Origin of the sequence: Acetobacter indonesiensis (assembly GCF_000963945.1) — a bacterium.
GTDB classification, from domain to species: Bacteria; Pseudomonadota; Alphaproteobacteria; order Acetobacterales; family Acetobacteraceae; genus Acetobacter; species Acetobacter indonesiensis.
In genome coordinates, this window is record NZ_BAMW01000015.1 from 231387 (window position 1) to 250049 (window position 18663).

An 18663-nucleotide genomic window follows, 5' to 3' on the forward strand; every position below is an offset into this window, starting at 1 on the left:
TTTAGCGGGCTTCTGGGCAGGGACTGAGGTAGAAAAACTATGGCGAAAGCCGCAACACCGCGTATTCGTAAAAAAGAGCGCAAGAACATTATCTCTGGCGTGGCACACGTTCTGTCCACGTTTAACAACACCATGATCACCATTTCTGACGCTCAGGGGAATGCTATCTCCTGGTCTTCAGCTGGTGCTCAGGGGTTTAAGGGATCCCGTAAGTCTACGCCGTATGCGGCACAGGTCGCTGCTGAAGATGCTGGCCGCAAGGCACGCGAACACGGCATGGAAACGCTGGAAATCGAAGTTTCCGGTCCTGGGTCAGGTCGTGAAAGCGCGCTGCGTGCTCTGCAGGCAGTTGGCTTCTCCATTACCTCTATCCGTGACATGACACCGGTTCCGCACAACGGCTGCCGCCCGCGTAAGCGTCGTCGCGTCTAAGGATTGAAAGTGTGCGGCTACACTCGTAGCCGCAGTCTTTCGGTTTGTTTGTTAATGTTCAGAGAAATCGCTGCAGAGCAGTGGTTTTTCGTATTGAAAGGCCGGCACCTTGGTCCTTCAGAAAAACTGGCAATCTCTGATCAAGCCCGAAAAGCTTGAAGTCGAATCCGGAGTGGAGCCGACACGTATTGCAACGGTTGTTGCTGAGCCGCTGGAACGTGGTTTCGGGATGACCCTGGGTAACGCCCTGCGCCGCGTACTTCTGTCTTCCCTTCAGGGAGCAGCCGTTACCGCAGTGCAGATCGACGGCGTTCTGCATGAATTCTCTTCTGTTGCAGGTGTGCGTGAAGATGTTACGGACATTGTTCTGAACATCAAACAGCTTGCGCTGCGTATGCATGGCGAAGGCCCGAAGCGCATGGTGCTGACGGCAACTGGTCCGGGTGAAGTTCGCGCAGGCCAGATCCAGACAGGTCATGACATTGAAATCATGAACCCAGATCTGGTTATCTGCACACTGGATGACGGTGTGAAGCTGGGCATGGAATTTGTGGTGGGTATGGGCAAAGGCTACGTAGCTGCTGCTGCTAACCGCCCAGAAGATGCACCGATCGGCCTTATTCCGGTTGATGCCATCTATTCTCCGGTAAAGCGCGTATCATACAAGGTAGAGCCAACCCGTGTGGGTCAGGTGACCGATTATGATAAGCTGCTGCTGACGGTTGAAACCAATGGCGCGATCACGCCGGAAGATGCAGTTGCACTGGCTGCACGAATCCTGCAGGATCAGCTACAGCTATTCATCAACTTTGATGAACCTCGCCCTGTTCAGGCTGAAGAACCGCAGGATGACCTGCCCTTCAACCGTAACCTGTTGCGTAAGGTTGATGAGCTTGAATTGTCCGTTCGTAGTGCAAACTGCCTGAAGAACGACAATATCATCTATATTGGGGACCTGGTCCAGAAGAGCGAGCAGGAAATGCTGCGGACTCCGAACTTTGGCCGTAAGTCTCTGAATGAGATCAAGGAAGTCCTGACCTCCATGGGGCTTTCTCTCGGTATGAATGTGCCGGCGTGGCCGCCGGAAAATATTGAAGATCTGGCTAAACGGCTTGATGAGCCGTTCTAAGCCCTCTTCTTGACTAGGAACTGAACTATGCGTCACCGTATTGCCGGCCGTAAGCTCGGCGTTACCTCTTCCCACCGCGCTGCCATGTTCCGTAACATGGCTGTTGCACTGCTCAAGCACGAGCAGATCACCACCACGCTGCCGAAGGCTAAAGAACTTCGTCCGGTTGTGGAAAAGCTGATCACGCTGGGCAAGCGTGGTGATCTGCACGCTCGTCGTCAGGCATTCTCTCTGCTGCGTGACGATGTGATCGTGAAGAAGCTGTTTTCTGCCATTGCAGAACGTTACAAAGGCCGCACGGGTGGTTATGCCCGCGTTATGCGCGCTGGCATGCGTTATGGTGATGCAGCAGACATGGCTGTGATTGAACTGGTTGATCGCGACGTAAGCGCGAAGGGCCAGGACAGCGGTCCCCGTCCGGAAGTGACGGAAGAGCACGATCTGGCAGCTTAAGTTAAAGCTGACGGTTTTGTAGGGGGCCGGAGACGGCTCCCTTTGCCTTTTCAGGCATGTCATTCACCCCTGTGAATGATTGAGACAACATTGGATGTCGAGTTTGGCTCCGTCCCGTGTTGTGTGGGTGAGGTCTTTTAAGACCTGTCTAATCTGCCTTCTGGTAGTGCCCCAAACAAAAATCTTTTTCTGACGGACCGGGTGAGCACTCCCGCCATGGTTCGTGATGATGAGCCCAAAGCCCGCGCAATGAGGCGTAGGATATATGTGCCGTCATCGCATGTAAGGAGAGCATGTAGATGCAGACAGCAACTCAGCAGGAATCGCAGAATCTTTTAGACCGAATAGGTATTCCACGTCCTTTGGTTTGGGGCTTTGTCGGCCTTTTGCTTTTCATGATCGGGGACGGGGTGGAAGCCGGATATCTGGCACCGTTTCTTGAAAGCCAAGGACAATCCTCAACTCGCGTTGCGCTGCTGTTTACTGTCTATGGCGTTGCTGTTTCAATTTCATCATGGCTTTCTGGCCCACTGTCAGACATGTGGGGCCCTAAAAAGGTCATGTGGCTAGGGCTGTGGATCTGGGGTGTTTTTGAAATCCTGTTTCTTGTGCTTGGCCTCCAGCCGAATAACTACAAGATGATGATGCTGGCCTATACGGCCCGTGGTCTTGGGTATCCGCTTTTTGCTTACGGCTTTCTGGTCTGGATTGCGGCGGCTACACCTGCGCGGCAGCTTGGGTCTGCTGCCGGGTGGTTCTGGTTTGCGTTCTCGGGCGGGCTGCCCACTCTTGGCTCGCTATTTGCCAGCTTTGCTATCCCACGTATTGGGGAAATGGGCACATTCTGGTCGTCTCTGGCTCTGGTGATGGTCGGGGGCTTTGTTGCCCTCCTGTTTACGCGTGAACCCAAAGGGTCGCAGCGTCTCAGTGCGCCGGACGTCACACTGCGTCAGGCCATGTTTGGGTCCATCAGCATTATCTGGCGTGAACCAAAGACAATGATTGCGGGCATCGTCCGTACCATCAATACGTCTTCAGAATACGCCTTTCTGGTCATTATGCCTGGTGTGTTTACAAAACTGGTGGGCTTCTCGCTGGAACAGTGGTTGCAACTGCTTTCCATCGTTTTCCTTAGCAACATCATTTTCAATCTACTGTCTGGTATTTTGGCTGACCGTCTTGGCCCGCGGACAGTTGTTGCTGTTGGTGGCGGTTTAGGGGCTGCTATATCTGTGCCTCTTTTTTATTATGTGCCGCTATCTATGCCGCATAACTTCCCAATCGCAGCGGCCATGGGTGTATTGTATGGCGCTTCTCTGGCAGCCTTTGTGCCCCTGTCAGGCTTGATGCCACAGGTATGCCCGAAAGAAAAAGCGGCTGCACTTTCCATTCTTGGGCTTGGCGCGGGTGCCAGCACATGGGTTGGCCCGGCAATCGTGACATGGTTTGAAGCCTGGCATGGTGTGGAAGGAGTTATCTGGATTTTCAGCGGTCTATACGTGGTGTCTGCGCTGCTGACGGTTCTGATCACTGTCTCGCCTGAAGCAAAAGCCTATATCCGGCAAACGGAACGCGCTGAATCTCAGTTGGAGAAAGAAGCCGCCATGCATGCAGTCGGGAACCAGTAAGTTTTACGCTACTTTTTCGGCTGACATAGCATACGAGAAGAACGCGCAAGGTTGTCTCAGCCTTGCGCGTTTTTTGTTTGATTTACTCGGTCTCTATCGGGGTAAATGCTCATAATGCCCAGTCTGCTTTGTAATATTGACACGGACCGGAATTTTAACACTATGCTATTTGAGTATTAAAAATATCTCTCTAGCTGGGGCCGAAATGCGACGCTTTTTTTCAAAGCTTTTTCTGTTGGGTGCCGTTGCGTTCGCTGCGGTCACATTACCCGCACACGCGGGAACCCCCGTAAGGGTGGGTTATATTCCGGTGCTTGGGTCTTCAGCCCTGTTCGTTGTGGATGGCGAAGGCTGGGCTAAAGAGGCAGGGCTTGACCTGCAACTGGTCCGGTTTACCTCTGGCCCACAGGCTATTCAGGCGCTGGTTTCCGGGCGGATTGACGCATATGTGGCGGGCGTTCTTCCCCTGTTGCAGGCGCGTGCGCATGGTTCTGATGTGAAAGTGGTTACGGCCGCTTCTGTTGAGGAGCTGGAAGTTGTGACACGCGGCGCGCTGGCCGCAGAATTACCGAAGGGACAGGAAGGCGGTTTCTCGGCTGACGCTGTGAAGGGCTTTTTTGCAGACTACAAGAAAACGCAGTCTCATCTGCCTCGGCTTGCTGCGCAGCCAGCCGGATCGGTTCCCGACAGCCTGCTTCGCTACTGGCTCCAGAAGAAAGTCGGTCTTGCAGCCGTTGCAGACTCTGTCAGCATTGTGGGGGTCGATATTGATGCCGCCCAGCAGGCCTTTCTTGCCGGGGCTGTCGATGCCGCCGTTTTGCGTGAGCCAGCATTGACTGTCGTGCGGGCGCGTGTGCCAGAAGCCCGTACACTCGCTACGGGTCATGATCTGTTGCCCGACCAGCCGGGGTCCGTATTGGCGATTGTAAAGCCGGAAGCGCCTGAACATCAGGCTTGGGCAAAGCCTTTGGCTGGCCTGTTTGTCAGGGCGACAACCTTGCTGGCCAATCATCCTGATGAAGCAGCGCCTTTTGTCACCAAAGCCTTGGGTGGTGGTATTCTGAATGAAGACGTCATGAAGAAAGCGCTGGAGCGTTCAGCATCGCGTTTTGTCAGCGACCCGACCCGTATTGTCGAGGGCGTGAAGCAGTTGCAGGACTTTGAGGTCGAGCAGGGCTTGCTCCGTAAGGCACAACCGGTTGATGATCTGTTCGACTTGGATTTGTGGCGGCAACTGAAACAGTAATGCAGACTTTGACAAAGCGTACCCGGCTGCTTCTTTCAGCAGTCGGGCTGGTGATTTTTTTCGGTGCATGGGAAGCCTCGGTTCAGTCGGGGCTTTTGCCGTCTGGTATGGTGCCGGCGCCAAGCTCTTTGTGGCAGGCATGGCGGGACGAAGTGCATGGTGGCTTCTGGCAGCAATCCATTCTCGATAGCCTAAGCCACTATTGTCTGGGCCTACTGGTTGGGTCTGTTCTTGGTGCTCTGCTCGGGCTTCTTTGCGGTATGGTGGCTGTTGTGGACGGCCTGCTGGAAGGCGTTGTCAGGCTTCTTCGCCCCGTGCCCGGTCTGGCTTGGGTGCCGTTTGCCATTTTGTGGTTTGGCCTGAATACGGCGGGCGCAACCTTTGTCATTGCTATTTCCGTTTTCTGGATCAATTTCTACGCCGCTTATGCTGCGGTCCGGGGCGTTGACCCTGAATTTTACGAACTGGCTGCTGCGTTTGGCCATGGCGGATTTTGGGGGCGGTTGTTCAAAGTAGTGCTTCCAGCGTCGGCTCCGGGCCTGATGGCAGGGTTGAGAACTGGCTTGGGGCAGGGGTGGATGTCTGTCGTGGCGGCTGAACTGTTTGGCGTGCCCGGTATTGGCGCACGCATGATGCAGGCTTCCAGTCTGTTGGCGACGGATGTGGTCGTGGTTTACATGCTGACAATGGCGCTACTGTACGCGCTGACAGACTTCCTGTTTGGATTTGTGAGAACCTATATTCTGCGGTGGCAGCCATGAGTGATGATGCAGTGGCCTGCCTTGACGATGTTGGCCTGTCCCACGACGGTGGCCAGAGTTTTATTTTACGGAATGTCAGTCTGTCTTTGCAAAAAGGCGAGTTCGTAGCGCTACTTGGTCCGTCCGGTGTCGGTAAATCGACCTTGTTGCGTGTTTTTATGGGCCTAAGTAATCCGACAGAAGGCACTGTGACACAAGCCAGTGAAAGTGCGGCCGGAGCCAAAGCCGGACAGCGTGAAGCAGGTAAGCGCCGTGCACAGGCAATGGTGTTTCAAGATGCCCGGTTGATGCCGTGGCGTAGCGTGTTGCGTAATGTGATGTTTGGGCTTGAAGGACTGGCGTTGTCCCGGCAGGAAAAACATGATCGGGCCATGGCAGCACTGCGGCTGGTAGGCTTGGAGGAAGCTGCTGACAGGTGGCCGCGTCGGCTTTCCGGTGGGCAGCGCCAGCGTGTGGGCGTTGCCCGTGCGTTGACAGTTGATCCGGATTTATTACTGATGGATGAACCCTTTGGGGCGCTTGACCCCATTACGCGCAGCAGCCTTCAGGATGAACTGCTTAAGATATGGCAGCAGACGCACAAAACGGTTCTGTTTGTAACGCATGATATTGAAGAAGCCCTAAAGCTGGCGACCCGTATTGTTGTGCTGGCCGGTGCACCGGCAGGCATCACGGGCGAACTGTTGGTGGGCGAGGGGCAGAAAGATCCCCAATCACCTGCATTCAAAATGTATGCCACGCGTCTGCGCGCCATGATTGCCGGAGAACCTGATCCGGGTGGCGCGGCTTATTGGCACTCGGCTGAAATATAAGATTTTTCGGAAAGAAATTTGGCTTGCCAATGCATCTCTGTGCATGCGAACGCGTTAGCAGAGATTATTGGAAGGAGTCATGTGATGAGTGAAGAAAACGACATTCAGCACAAACTGGAAGAAAATGTTGGCCGTGTACAGGACGGTGTGGACAGCCTACGCCATAAAGTGTCTGACACGGTAGATGATCTGGCCTGCAACAAAGGCTGCGCTGCGTTAGATGCCGTGCGCGATTGTGTGGTTGATCAGCCGGTTGTGTCAGTTGCTGTAGCTGGTTTTATCGGGTTTGTGCTTGGTGCTGTGCTGGCGCGAAAAGTCTGAGTTCTATCCAGTATTTTTACGGTTCTGCTGTGTTTAGGGAGTATGTGACATGCTGAAATGGGCCTTATTTTTTCTGGTAATCTCCATTATCGCCGGTCTTTTCGGCTTCGGGGGGATTTCTTCCGCAGCCGCTGGTATGGCAAAAATTCTGTTCTTTATTGCGATTGTTCTGTTTGTTGTCTTCCTGGTGGTCGCTCTGCTGGCCGGGCGAGCGATAACGCGATAACCGAACATAATTTTTATTAAACGAAAGACCCCGGTTTGAAAAAGCCGGGGTCTTTTTTTGTTTTTTAGGGGCTAATAAAAAAGCCCCATGCAGGTGGGTCTTTTTACAAAATCTAATCTCCGCTCTGCTGGACTTATTTTCTGTTGCTGGGCAGGAAGTTTTTGTCTTTTTGGATAAAAGACGGCAGGAACGGATTGTCTTTCTGCATGGAGTTTTTGCTGGGAAGTTCGGAAACATTCCAGCCACCACCCAGATTTTGAATAAGCGTGACAGAATCAAGAATACGGTTTTGCTGAATTTGCAGGGCCGTTTCAGCGTTTGAAAGGGCTGTCACTTCTGACGTAATGACCGTGGTATAAATCTGTGTGCCTGCCAGATACTGGTTCAGGGCCACTGTAACCGCACGGTTTGCAGCCTGAACAGCCACCTGCTGCTGGTCGGCCTGCTGGGCCAGAATACGCAGGTTTGAAAGCTGATCTTCTACACCTTGCAGGGCGGTCAGGACGGTCTGCCGATAGGTGGCAACGTAGTAATCATAATTGGCATCTGCTTCATGCACCGCGGCTGTACGGCTGCCACCTGAAAACAGCGTTTCGGTAGCAGATGCGCCCAGAGACCAGATACGGTTGGCAACCTGAACCAATGTGCCGACAGGGTCCCCACTGTAGGAGTACGATGCTGTGAGTTTGACTTCGGGGTAGAAGGCAGCAATCGCTGCACCAATCTGGGCGTTGTATTCTTCCATGCGTCGTTCAGCCGCCGCAACATCCGGCCTGCGCTCCAGCAACTGTGCGGGTACAGAAACCGGAATGGCAGGGATAGTGCGTGGCAGTTGACCGGGGGCCAGAGACAGATCAGCCGGGGCTTTACCAATCAGAACGGCAATGGCATGTTCATAGACCGCACGGTTGGCCTGAGTGGCTGTCGCCTGTGCCCGTGTCTGCTCTAGCTGGGTTTGGGCTTGTAGCAGGGTTGTTGGGTCGGCTGTGCCAGCTTCGTACTGGTTGCGCGTAATCTGATAAGAGCGTTCGTAGAATTTTACATTTCGCTGTAGCAGATCATACAGGCTGTCCTGATACCGCATATTGAAATAGGCGGTTGCTAGCTGAGCCTGATAGGAAAGCCGTGCATTGGCAAGATCTGCTGCACTGGCCTGTGTTTCCGTCACCTGCGCCTGAATCTGACGGCGGATTTTACCCCATAGATCAAGATCCCACGATGCGGTGGGGCCCATGCCATAAGTGTTTTCGGTGGAGTTTGATGGCGTATAGCCTGTTGAGGCGTCCGTTGTGCCGTAATTGACAATGGTGCCACTTGAGCGTGAACCACGGCCCGTACTCTGGCGGTTAAAGGACAGAGAGCCGCTTAAGGTCGGATAAAGCTGCGCCCGCACCGAGTTGATGGTTGCCCGTGCATTGCTATAGCGGGCCTCGTATTCCTTAACGTTCTGGTTATTCAGTTCAACCTGCGCTTCAAGCTGGTTCAGGATGGGATCATTATAAATGGTCCACCATGAGCCTTTGGGCAGTTCTGCCAGCGCGGGGTTGGCGTAGTTCCAACCGGGGGCGGGGCGCAGTTCCTTGAACTTGGGTGAAACGATAGCCGTAGGCCGTTTATAAGACGGACCAACCATGCAGCCTGTCAGAACAAGCGGTGCCAGCAGGATACCCAGACGGCGTGAAAACGGACGGGAGGGAAAAAGCGTCATCTGTATTCTTCAGGTATCTTGCGTGTTACGGGAGAAAAAGAGGGGCCGGAATTTCACCTGTTGCAACCGCAGGCGGAGGGTATCCAGCATCAGGTAAATAACGGGCGTTGTATAGAGGGTAAGCGCCTGACTGACGAATAGCCCCCCTACAATGGCAATACCCAACGGGCGGCGCAGTTCAGCCCCATACCCATTGGCAACAATCAAGGGCGCAGCGCCCAAGGCCGCGGCAATGGATGTCATCATGATGGGGCGGAAGCGCAGCAGGCAGGCTGTGCGAATGGCCTCTAGCGGGGAAAGGTTGTTTTCGCGTTCAGCCGCGATTGCAAAATCGACAAGCATAATTGCGTTTTTTTTCACAATCCCGATCAGCAGGATGACGCCAATCATGGCAATGAGGGAAAATTCCTCACCGGCTAATTGCAGCGCCAGTAACGCACCGACACCAGCCGATGGCAGCGTGGAAAGAATGGTCAGCGGGTGAATGTAGCTTTCATATAGCACACCCAGCGTGACATACACGGCAACCAGTGCGGCCAGAATAAGCAGTGGTTCGTTATTCACGGTTTTCTGAAACTGCGCGGCGTTACCAGCAAAACTGCCGTGAATGTTTGATGGCATGTGGAGTGCCACCTGTTCGGCCTGAATAATCTGCGTTGCGGCCCCAAGTGACACACCGCTGGCCAGATTAAAGGAGATGGTGGTGGCGACCGACTGCCCCTGATGATTAACGGAAAGGGGGGTATTGGTTGGCTTGATCTGCGAGACCAGAGACAGGGGCACCATGGAAGAGGACGATGTAGAAACAGCTGATCCGTTTGACGCCCCATTACCGCCAGCCAAAGCGTTGGCAATCTGGTTTTTGAAAGACTGGCTGCTAAGAGACGCAGCCGAACTGTTGCCAGAGGAATTCCGCCCCGTTGTATTGCGTACACGCACGGTATTGGACTTTGTGCCGCCGCCGGCAGAACCACCTGAGACACTGACCCAGACCTGCATCAGGCTGTTTGGGTTAGACCAGTAGTTCGGGTCTGCTTCCATAACAACGCGGTATTGGTTCAGCGAATTGTAAATGACAGAAGCAGCGCGCTGGCCGAAAGCATCATACAGCGTGTTAGACAGAAGCTGTGGCGTGATGCTGACACGAGAGGATGTGTCACGGTCGATATCAACATCAACGGCCGATCCACCCTGCTGCACATCGGAAGAGAGTTCGGTCAGTTCAGGATGTTTGCCAAGTGCGGCAAGCAGCGCGTCTGTCCAGTGATACAGTTCGGATGCATCTTCCCCTTCAAGGGTATATTGATAGGCCGCATTGCTTTGGCGCGCCCCAGCCCGTACTGCGCCGGGCTGCATCAGAAAGAACTGAGCCCCAACCATGTTGGCAAACTTCTTTTCAATGCGTTCAATTAATTCCGTCGGGGTATCGTGACGTTCGCTCTTGTCCTTCAGTTGAAGGAACATATTGGCTGAATTGGAAGAACCACGCCCCCCCATGAAGCTGGCAACACTTTGCACATCAGGGTCTTTTTTAATGACATCCTGAATTTCAATCAGCTTTTTAGAAAGAGACTGAAAGGAAATACTTTGGTCACCGCGTACGTGGCCCATCAGCATGCCAGTGTCTTCGGTTGGGAAAAACCCTTTCTGCATGCTGATAAACAGGGTGACAATCATGACCAGCGTTAGGGGCAGGGAAAGCAGCACCAGCTTGCGGTATTTTAAAGCCACTTCCAGTGACCGCGCATATGCTGACTGAAGGCCGTCAATCTGTCGGGTCATGAACGCAGTCAAAACCGCAGCAATACCAGACGATTTTTTATGAAGGTCTTCTGGCTTCAGAAGCTGTGCCGCCATCATGGGCGTAAGGGTCAGTGACAGCACCATTGAAATAAGAATGGTGATGGAGACTGTCATTGCGAATTCATGGAACAATCGTCCGGCCAGACCGCCGAGTAACAGAATGGGTAAAAAAACAGCAATCAGTGAAATTGAAATTGAAATAACCGTAAATGCGACCTCACTACTGCCTTTAAGCGCCGCGTCACGTGGGGAGAAGCCTTCTTCGATGTAGCGGGCAATGTTTTCCATCACCACAATGGCGTCATCGACCACAAACCCGGTGGAAACCGTCAGAGCCATGAGGGACATATTATCGAGCGAATAGCCCAGCAACCGCATAACGCCGAACGTGGCGATAATGGATGTCGGTACCACGATTGCGGGAATTAATGTCATGCGGACGGAGTGCAGAAACGCCAGCACAACCAGCACCACCAATATGACCGAGATAACAAGTGTCAGTTGTGTATCGGCCAGAGACGCGCGGATGGTGAGGGAGCGGTCTAGCCCGATATGAAGGTCAACACCGCCCGGCAGTGCGGCACGCAACATGGGCAGCTTCGCGTTGATTTCATCAACCGTCTGGATGACATTTGCACCCGCCTGCGGAAAGACGATGGCAATGACAGAGCGTGAACTATTGAAGAAACCCGCATTGCGTAAATCTTCAACGCTATCATTTACAACGGCCACATCTGCCAGCCGGACGGGGCGGCTGTTGCGCCAGGCAATAATCAGATCACGGTATGATTGGGCGCTGCGGGCCTGATCATTAGTATCAAGCGTGAAGCGCGTGCCGTTCTGGTCAATAATCCCTTTTGGACCATGCGCATTTGCGGACGCCAGAGCGGCACGGACATCTTCAAAACCAATGCCATATTGGTACAAAGGCAGTGGGTTGATTTCCACACGTACGGCGGGCAGGGAACTGCCGCCAATTTCAACCTGCCCAACACCCCGAATTTGTGAAAGATGCTGCACCAGAACATTGGTTGCATAATCGTAAAGCTGTGCAGGGGTGTGCGTGTCAGATGTCAGCGCCAGAATGAGAATAGGCGCGCCATTGGGGTTGGCTTTTGAATAGCTGGGGTTCTGCCGCAGGGACGACGGCAGGTCAGCATGGGCGGCCTGAAGGGCCGCTTCGACATCTCGCGCTGCACCATTGATATCGCGTGACAGCGCAAACTGAAGCGTGATGCGTGTGGTGTTCTGTGAAGATTGCGACGTCATTTCCGTAAGGTCGGCAATCTGACCCAAATGACGTTCTAGCGGGGCGGCAACGGCGCTGGCAATTTCTTCAGGTGACCCGCCGGGCTGGCGGGCCTGCACCTGAATAACCGGGAAATCGACGTTCGGCAGATCTGCTACCGGCAGGCTCCTGTAACCCAGCGCCCCTGCAATCAGAAGCGCCACGGTCATTAGGATGGTGGCAACAGGCCGGTCAATGAAGATCCGGCTGATGTTCACGGCGCTGTCTGCTCGGATGGAGAAGTGCCATGTCCGCGCTGCCGCCATGTGTTCCAGCGGTGTGCCCACGTATCAAGCGTGTAGTAGATCACCGGTGTGGTAAACAGCGTTAGCAACTGTGACAGTGCCAGACCACCAATAATCGCCAGTCCTAGCGGGTAGCGCAGTTCAGACCCGGTGCCCTGTGAAATGACCATAGGCACAGCGCCCAGCATGGCTGCCAGAGTTGTCATGAGAATAGGCCGGAAACGCAGGGTTGCCGCCTGACGGATAGATTGCAGGGAGTCCATGCCATGCTCACGCTCTGCCTCCAGTGCAAAGTCGATCATCATGATGGCGTTTTTCTTCACAATGCCAATCAGCAGAACAATGCCGATAATGCCCATGACATCCAGCCCGGCCCCAGCAACCCACAGGGTTAACAGGGCACCAATAGCGGCGGAGGGCAGGGTGGAGAGAATGGTAACAGGGTGAATGAAGCTTTCGTACAGAATACCCAGCACGATATACACAGCAATCAACGCCGCAGCGACCAGGAACAGCTCGTTACTGAGCGAGCCTTCAAATGCTGCGGCTGTGCCCTGAAACGATGTCTGGAATGACGCTGGTAGGCCGATTTCTTCTTCTACCTTACGGATGGCATCCGTGGCGTCACCTAGAGAATAGCCGGGTGCCAGATTGAAGGAGATTGTGGTTGCCGGGAACTGACCGAAATGCGTGATGAGCAGCGGGGCCGTTTCATGCGTAACAGTCGTTACAGCAGCCAATGGCACCAGGCCTGACGTTGGGGAGCGCGTTGGCCCAGACGAACTTTCACCCGAATTACCGCTGATACCCGGCAGATAAAGCTGGTTCAGCGAATACAGGCTGCTTTGGAAGCGTGGGTCAGCTTCCAGAATAACGCGATACTGGTTTGACTGAGTGTAGATGGTTGAAATCTGACGCTGGCCAAAGCTGTCATACAGCACGTTATCAATGGTCTGGGGCGTGATGGAGTAGCGCGCACCCGTTGTCCGGTCGAGCGTGACTTTTGCCACCAGTCCTTGCGCCTGAAGGTCAGAGGTCACATCAGACAGGGCAGGTTGTGCCCGCAGTTTTTCGAGCAGCTTGGGCACCCAGGTTTTGAAGGCATCGTAATCCGGGTTTTCAAGCAGGAACTGATACTGCGTTGCCGTTACCGTCGTATCCAGGGACAGATCCTGAATGGGCTGCATATACAGCTTGATGCCGGTTACCTGCGCCGTTTCCTGCGACAGTCGGCGAGCAATGGCCGCAGCACTGCTGGAGCGCGCATCATGGTCTTTCAGGTTGATCAGAAAACGGCCCTGATTCAGCGTCGCATTCTGCCCGTCCACACCAATGAAGGAGGACAGGGAGACAACGTCCGGGTCTTTCAGAATGACCTTGGCCAGTTCCTGCTGATGGTCCTTCATGCTGTCGAACGAGATTGACTGCGCGGCGACAGAAATCCCCTGAATGACGCCTGTATCCTGTTCAGGGAAGAAGCCTTTGGGAATAACGAAAGCCAACACGCCGGTCAGCACCAATGTGCCAATGGCAACCATCAGCGTCAGAACGCGGTGTGCCAGCACGACATCCAGCGCCCGGTCATAGGCGGCAATCAGCTTTTCAGTCGCGATTTCCACCCGGGCAGACCAGCGTTGAAACGCTGTTGTGGCGCTGGCTTCATCATGCGGGCGTTCGGTCAGCATGCGGGCGCACATCATGGGCACTAGCGTCAGCGACACAACGGCCGAGAGCACGATGGTGATTGACAGCGTCATGGCAAATTCGTGGAACAGGCGTCCCACAACGTCACCCATGAACAGCAGCGGGATAAGCACCGCAATAAGCGAAATTGTCAGCGAGATAATGGTGAAGCCGATTTCACCTGCGCCCTTTATCGAGGCAGACATCCGGTCTTCACCAGCTTCAACATAGCGCGAGATGTTCTCGATCATCACGATCGCATCGTCCACCACAAAGCCGGTGGCGATGGTCAGCGCCATCAGCGACAGGTTATCGAGCGAGAAATCAAGCAGATACATGATGGCCAGCGTGCCGATAATGGACAGCGGCACGGACAGGCTGGGAATAATGGTGGCAGGCACGTTGCGCAGAAAAACAAAGATAACCGCAACAACCAGAACCAGCGCCAGAAACAGCTCAAACTCCACATCGGCCACGGAGGCGCGAATGGTGGTGGTGCGGTCTGTCAGCGGCACAATATCAATGCCCGGCGGCAAAGACTTACGCAGGATGGGAAGCTCTGCCTTGATGTTGTCCACCACGGCAATCACGTTGGCACCGGGCTGACGCTGCACGTTCATAATCAGTGCAGGGGTCAGATTGGACCATGCTGCAAGCTGTGTATTTTCCGCACCAATTACAACAGTTGCCACATCGCGCACACGAATAGGTCCACTGTTCTGATAGGCAATGACCTGATTCAGCAGCGTATCAATGGATGTAATCTGCCCATCGACCCGCAATGTTGCCGCACGGGTTGCGCCGTCAAACGTACCTGTGGGGGAGTTGACGTTGACGTTGCCAATGGTGGTGCGCAGCGTATCAAGGTCTATGCCGTAGGATGTCAGCTTGGGAATATTGACCCGCACGCGAATGGCTTTGCGGTTGCCGCCCGACAGGGTGACAAGCCCGACGCCTGAAATCTGACTGATTTTCTGTGCCAGCCGTGTATCAACATAGTCTTCAACTTCAGGCAGCGGAATGGTTGAGGACGTAATACCTAGTGTCAGAACGGGTGTGTCGGCCGGGTTGACCTTGGCGTAGATTGGCGGGGCGGGCAGGTCAGTTGGCAGCAGGGAGTTAGCCTGATTGATGGCGGCCTGCACTTCCTGTTCTGCCACATCCATCGACATGGTCAGGCTGAAACGCAGCGTAATGACGGATGCCCCGCCCGATGAGCGAGACGTCATCTGGTCCAGACCCGGCATCTGGCCAAACTGCGTTTCCAGCGGGGCAGTGACGGACGTTGCCATGACGTCTGGCCCGGCACCGGGGTAGAATGTTTCAACCGTAATGGTTGGGTAATCGACCTGCGGCAGGGCCGACACGGGCAGGAAGTGGTATCCCAGCAGGCCCGCCATCAGAATGGCGAACATCAGCAGGGTGGTGGCAACCGGCCTGCGGATAAAGAGACCTGATGGGTTCACGGGGTCGGTGTACCTGCTGAGGGTTTCGCTGGGTCTGATTTGTCAGAGGCAGGTTCTGCCGCGGGGATGCTGACTTTGGTGCCAGCCCGCAGATGGTCCGTGCCATCTGTCACAACGCGATCACCCGTTTTCAGGCCGCCGCTGACAACCGTGCGGTTGCCATCAGAAATGCCAACCGTAACGGGGCGCACTTCCACGGTGTTATCCGATTTCACCACATACACAAACTGGCCGGACGGGCCGGTTTGCAAAGACGTAGCCGGAACAAGGATGACATCTTGCAGCGTCTTCACCAACAGCCGAGCATTAACGAACTGGTTGGGGAACAGATGTTCATCCGTGTTGGGATAGATGGCGCGCAGGCGCACGGTGCCCGTTGCGGTGTCAATCTGGCTATCAAGCGTGCTGACTGTGCCGTCTGCAATTTTGTGGGTGTTGGAGCTATCCCACGCTTCAACCTGAAGCGAGCCATTGGCGCGAAGCTGCTCGGCAACCTGCGGAAGCTGATCTTGCGGTAGCGTGAAAATAACGGAAATAGGCTGCATCTGGGTCAAGACGGCCAGACCGCCTGATTGCCCTGCCGTGACGTAGTTCCCTTTATCAACCGCACGGATACCAATGCGACCATCAACCGGGGCGATGATGTGACAGTAGATAATCTGAAGTTTCTGGTTATCGACCAGAGCCTGATCAGATTTAACCGTGCCTTCCATCTGTTCGACGGTAAATTCCTGATCACGCGCCGTTTTTGCGTCGATACTGTCCTGTTTGATCAGGCGCTGATACCGGGCGTTGTCAACACGTGCCTGTGCCAACTGCGCCTTGGCCTGCTGTAACTGGCCTTCATACTGAGCGAGCTGCACTTCGTATGGGCGCGTATCAATCAGAGCCAGTAGGTCACCTTTGTGAACATGCTGTCCTTCCTTGAACAGCACATCCATCAGATACCCTTCAACGCGGGTCTGGACCGTCACGTTGGTAATCGGCACCACCGTGCCAAGTTCGGTCAGGACAACAGGCATCTGACCTGTTTTGACAACCTCAACCGCAACAGGCTGAACATCAGTACCACCAGCGGCCCCCGGAGCCTGCTGTTGTGTGGCGTGGCGATGACGATGTTTGCCCGACCCCGTATCCTGACCACCATGCGGGCGCAGGAATGCAAATGCCAGCACGCACACACCGGCAACGGCAACGCCGCTCCAGATCAGACGTTTTTTTCTGGTTGATGTGCGAGGAGGCTGGGGTGAATCGGATCGAGGGTCCGTAGGGTGATTATCCATGGGGCGCGCGGGTCGTTCACCTAAGAGAGTGTTGAAAGCCGACGGGGCGTAATGCACCCGCGCCAGCCAGAAAACGGAGCGGTAGCTCTGCGGGTATCTCTGCCAGATTCAATGCCATTAAGAAACAACTTAAGACAAAATTAGCCGCAGACAGGCAACAGAACGAAGGTCAGCCTATACCAGAATACAGGGAGCGTCCAAGGATTATGCAGGCAGAGTATGAGTATAAATAAAAACTTAAAAAACTTGGCCTTCTTTGTGCCTTGATGTCTGTAGGCGGCTGAATATCAGTCTTTTTTTCCACTTAATGTGGCCCCGGCTGTCGGGGAAAGAGCTGCCGCCGCAGGTACAGCAAGCAGGGAAATAAGCCCTACAGTCAAAAAGGCCGCTGTGAAGTCGGCCCCTCGTGGTTCGGCATGTTTATGCAACAGGCAGCTTACCGTCAGGCTTCCCGCAGCAATGCAAATGCCGAGCGAGAGCATAAGCTGTTGCATAGTGGAATAGAAGCTGGTGGCCGCACTCATGCGTGTTGCCGGGATGTCAGCGTAGGCAATGGTGTTGTAGGCCGAAAACTGGGTGGCCTGTGCCATGCCTGCTGCAAACAGAATAGGATAGAGCGGCCAGAGTGTCTGGCCGTGCTGAAACAGTGCGATAATGGACGCTAGAATGGCGGCTGACCCACCATTGGCCATGAGTACTTTTCGGAACCCCCAGCGTTTAAGCAAAGCCGGAACCCAGGGGCGCATGGCAATGGCCCCCACAGGTGCTGCAAAAGTAATCATACCGCTTTGTGCGGCCGTTAGCCCCGCACCAATTTGCAGAAACGTGGGGATAAGGAAAGGGAATGCCCCCACAGCAATACGGGATGCCGCGCCGCCCATTACGGAAATGCGAAAGGTGGGGGTGGCCAACAGCCTGAAGTCAAGCAGAGGCGTGCTGAGGCTGCTGGCGTGACGTCCATATCCGCCCATCAGGCTGCCACCTGCGCCCAGAAGCACGAGCAGAAGGGTCGTTGTGCCCTCGTTATGGCTAATCAGTTCAGCCGCGATTGACAGAAAAGCCAAGCCGCTGCCCGCCAGCAGGAGGCCTTTGAGGTCGAACGGGGGCGGGTGCTCCATTTTAACTTCAGGGATGAAGCGGCGCGTCAGGATTAACCCGATAATGCCCACCGGAATGTTCAGGTAGAAATTCCAGCGCCAAGACAGATAGGTGGTAATCAGCCCACCCACGACTGGCCCGAGCAAGGGACCGAGCGTTGCTGGCAGCATCATCCACGTCATGGTGCGGACCAGTTCTTCACGCGGGGTGCTGCGCAGAACCACCAGACGGCCTACCGGCACCATCAATGCGCCACCAATGCCTTGCAAAGTGCGCATACAAGCCAGAAACAGAAGGCTATGGGCGGAAGCGCATGCCACCGAGCATGTGACAAACATGATAATGGCCCCGGTAAGAACCGTGCGGCTGCCCAACCTGTCGGCCAAAGCCCCGGAAGCGGGGATAAATATGGCTAATCCTATAATATAGGACGTTAATGCAACGGACGTTGCAACCGTATCCACCTGCAAACTGTTAGCAATAGACGGCAGTGCAGTTGAAAGGATGGTGCCATCAAGCTGCTCCATGAACAGCATGGAGGCAACGATGAGGGCGGTAAGGTGGACGCGACTGACAGACGGCATGCTAGCCAGAGACGAGTTTTTGCGTTCTGATGCAACAGAAGACCGTGTTCAGGATGCTCTTTTCATGACGACGAAAGGAGCGGCTACGGTCAAAAATAAAGGAGAAAGCCCAATGGCTGACGATAAACTGAAGACAGTGGCAAACAAGGTTGAAGGCATTGCAGATGAAGCCAAGGGCCGTCTGAAAGATGCGGCTGGTGGTCTGACAGGGGATCTGGGTCTGCAGGCTGAAGGCAAGTTCGATCAGTTCTCTGGTATGGCGCAGCAGGAATTTGCTGATCTGTATGAAGAAGGTGAAGGCGTCGTTGAAAAAGCTGTCACGTTTGTGCGTGATAAGCCCTTGCTTTCGTTGGGAATTGTTTCCGTATTTGGGCTGCTGGTCGGCTGGCTGGTGTTCCCGCGCGGCAAGCGTTCCTGAAAAATCATTCACCGCGACTCTTGCGTTAAGCGGTGAAAAGTGATTCTCCTTGCCCCACGGAGTCGCAGTTGGTGCGACT

The 18663-nt window shown here is 54.5% G+C and carries 15 protein-coding genes; 10 read left to right on the top strand and 5 right to left on the bottom strand.

All coding sequences use genetic code 11. The features are described 5' to 3' along the window. Positions 1 to 39: 39 nt before the first annotated feature. The 9 genes from rpsK to Abin_RS06025 all read left to right on the top strand — a co-directional run bounded on the left by rpsK (position 40) and on the right by Abin_RS06025 (position 7008). Positions 40 to 432 carry a 30S ribosomal protein S11 gene (gene rpsK, locus Abin_RS05985; protein WP_006557780.1) on the top strand — a complete coding sequence of 131 codons (393 nt, stop codon included), beginning with the start codon at positions 40 to 42 and terminating at the stop codon, positions 430 to 432. Positions 433 to 541: 109 nt separating this feature from the next. After that, a complete protein-coding gene (locus tag Abin_RS05990; protein WP_048845420.1) occupies positions 542 to 1561 on the top strand; it encodes a DNA-directed RNA polymerase subunit alpha in 1020 nt (339 codons plus the stop codon). 27 nt (positions 1562 to 1588) lie between these two features. Further along, positions 1589 to 2014 carry a 50S ribosomal protein L17 gene (gene rplQ / locus Abin_RS05995; RefSeq protein WP_048845421.1) on the top strand — a complete coding sequence of 142 codons (426 nt, stop codon included), beginning with the start codon at positions 1589 to 1591 and terminating at the stop codon, positions 2012 to 2014. A 299-nt stretch (positions 2015 to 2313) separates the two neighbouring features. Next, entirely contained in the window at positions 2314 to 3642 is a 1329-nt protein-coding gene (locus Abin_RS06000) for an MFS transporter (RefSeq protein ID WP_048845422.1), read from the top strand. A gap of 175 nt (positions 3643 to 3817) precedes the next feature. Then, entirely contained in the window at positions 3818 to 4888 is a 1071-nt protein-coding gene (locus Abin_RS06005) for an ABC transporter substrate-binding protein (protein WP_371862207.1), read from the top strand. After that, the gene (locus tag Abin_RS06010; protein WP_048845424.1) at positions 4888 to 5649 is read left to right on the top strand and encodes an ABC transporter permease; all 762 of its coding nucleotides are present in this window, start codon (positions 4888 to 4890) and stop codon (positions 5647 to 5649) included. The genes Abin_RS06005 and Abin_RS06010 overlap by 1 nt, the downstream gene beginning before the upstream one ends. Further along, positions 5637 to 6461, top strand: coding sequence for an ABC transporter ATP-binding protein (locus Abin_RS06015; protein ID WP_174766815.1), 825 nt, complete (start codon positions 5637 to 5639; stop codon positions 6459 to 6461). Before Abin_RS06010 ends, Abin_RS06015 begins: the two co-directional genes overlap by 13 nt. An 84-nt stretch (positions 6462 to 6545) precedes the next feature. Beyond that, positions 6546 to 6782 carry a hypothetical protein gene (locus tag Abin_RS06020; protein WP_048845426.1) on the top strand — a complete coding sequence of 79 codons (237 nt, stop codon included), beginning with the start codon at positions 6546 to 6548 and terminating at the stop codon, positions 6780 to 6782. 49 nt (positions 6783 to 6831) lie between these two features. After that, positions 6832 to 7008, top strand: coding sequence for a DUF1328 domain-containing protein (locus Abin_RS06025; protein WP_048845427.1), 177 nt, complete (start codon positions 6832 to 6834; stop codon positions 7006 to 7008). 133 nt (positions 7009 to 7141) lie between these two features. Here the strand turns inward: Abin_RS06025 and Abin_RS06030 are convergent, their stop codons facing one another. The 5 genes from Abin_RS06030 to Abin_RS06050 all read right to left on the bottom strand — a co-directional run bounded on the left by Abin_RS06030 (position 7142) and on the right by Abin_RS06050 (position 18166). Next, complete coding sequence (locus tag Abin_RS06030) at positions 7142 to 8716, bottom strand: efflux transporter outer membrane subunit (protein WP_048845428.1); 1575 nt, start codon at positions 8714 to 8716, stop codon at positions 7142 to 7144. Positions 8717 to 8725: 9 nt separating this feature from the next. Further along, positions 8726 to 12025, bottom strand: a complete 3300-nt coding sequence (locus Abin_RS06035) for an efflux RND transporter permease subunit (protein ID WP_048845429.1) — start codon at positions 12023 to 12025, stop codon at positions 8726 to 8728. After that, the gene (locus Abin_RS06040; RefSeq protein WP_048845430.1) at positions 12022 to 15201 is read right to left on the bottom strand and encodes an efflux RND transporter permease subunit; all 3180 of its coding nucleotides are present in this window, start codon (positions 15199 to 15201) and stop codon (positions 12022 to 12024) included. The genes Abin_RS06035 and Abin_RS06040 overlap by 4 nt, the downstream gene beginning before the upstream one ends. After that, on the bottom strand, positions 15198 to 16484 hold the full coding sequence (locus Abin_RS06045; RefSeq protein WP_048845431.1) for an MdtA/MuxA family multidrug efflux RND transporter periplasmic adaptor subunit: 1287 nt from the start codon (positions 16482 to 16484) through the stop codon (positions 15198 to 15200). Before Abin_RS06045 ends, Abin_RS06040 begins: the two co-directional genes overlap by 4 nt. A 287-nt stretch (positions 16485 to 16771) precedes the next feature. After that, complete coding sequence (locus Abin_RS06050; protein ID WP_048845432.1) at positions 16772 to 18166, bottom strand: MFS transporter; 1395 nt, start codon at positions 18164 to 18166, stop codon at positions 16772 to 16774. 112 nt (positions 18167 to 18278) lie between these two features. Between Abin_RS06050 and Abin_RS06055 the strand changes: the two genes are divergently transcribed. Then, positions 18279 to 18584 (top strand): CsbD family protein, encoded by a 306-nt coding sequence (locus tag Abin_RS06055; RefSeq protein WP_048845513.1) that lies wholly within the window; start codon positions 18279 to 18281, stop codon positions 18582 to 18584. Positions 18585 to 18663 lie beyond the last annotated feature (79 nt).

Bases quoted from the DNA above. Each gene is read 5' to 3' on its own strand.
- rpsK (WP_006557780.1), top strand. From the start codon at position 40: ATGGCGAAAGCCGCAACACCGCGTATTCGTAAAAAAGAGCGCAAGAAC.
- rplQ (WP_048845421.1), top strand. From the start codon at position 1,589: ATGCGTCACCGTATTGCCGGCCGTAAGCTCGGCGTTACCTCTTCCCAC.
- Abin_RS06000 (WP_048845422.1), top strand. From the start codon at position 2,314: ATGCAGACAGCAACTCAGCAGGAATCGCAGAATCTTTTAGACCGAATA.
- Abin_RS06010 (WP_048845424.1), top strand. From the start codon at position 4,888: ATGCAGACTTTGACAAAGCGTACCCGGCTGCTTCTTTCAGCAGTCGGG.
- Abin_RS06020 (WP_048845426.1), top strand. From the start codon at position 6,546: ATGAGTGAAGAAAACGACATTCAGCACAAACTGGAAGAAAATGTTGGC.
- Abin_RS06025 (WP_048845427.1), top strand. From the start codon at position 6,832: ATGCTGAAATGGGCCTTATTTTTTCTGGTAATCTCCATTATCGCCGGT.
- Abin_RS06030 (WP_048845428.1), bottom strand. From the start codon at position 8,716: ATGACGCTTTTTCCCTCCCGTCCGTTTTCACGCCGTCTGGGTATCCTG.
- Abin_RS06045 (WP_048845431.1), bottom strand. From the start codon at position 16,484: ATGGATAATCACCCTACGGACCCTCGATCCGATTCACCCCAGCCTCCT.
- Abin_RS06050 (WP_048845432.1), bottom strand. From the start codon at position 18,166: ATGCCGTCTGTCAGTCGCGTCCACCTTACCGCCCTCATCGTTGCCTCC.
- Abin_RS06055 (WP_048845513.1), top strand. From the start codon at position 18,279: ATGGCTGACGATAAACTGAAGACAGTGGCAAACAAGGTTGAAGGCATT.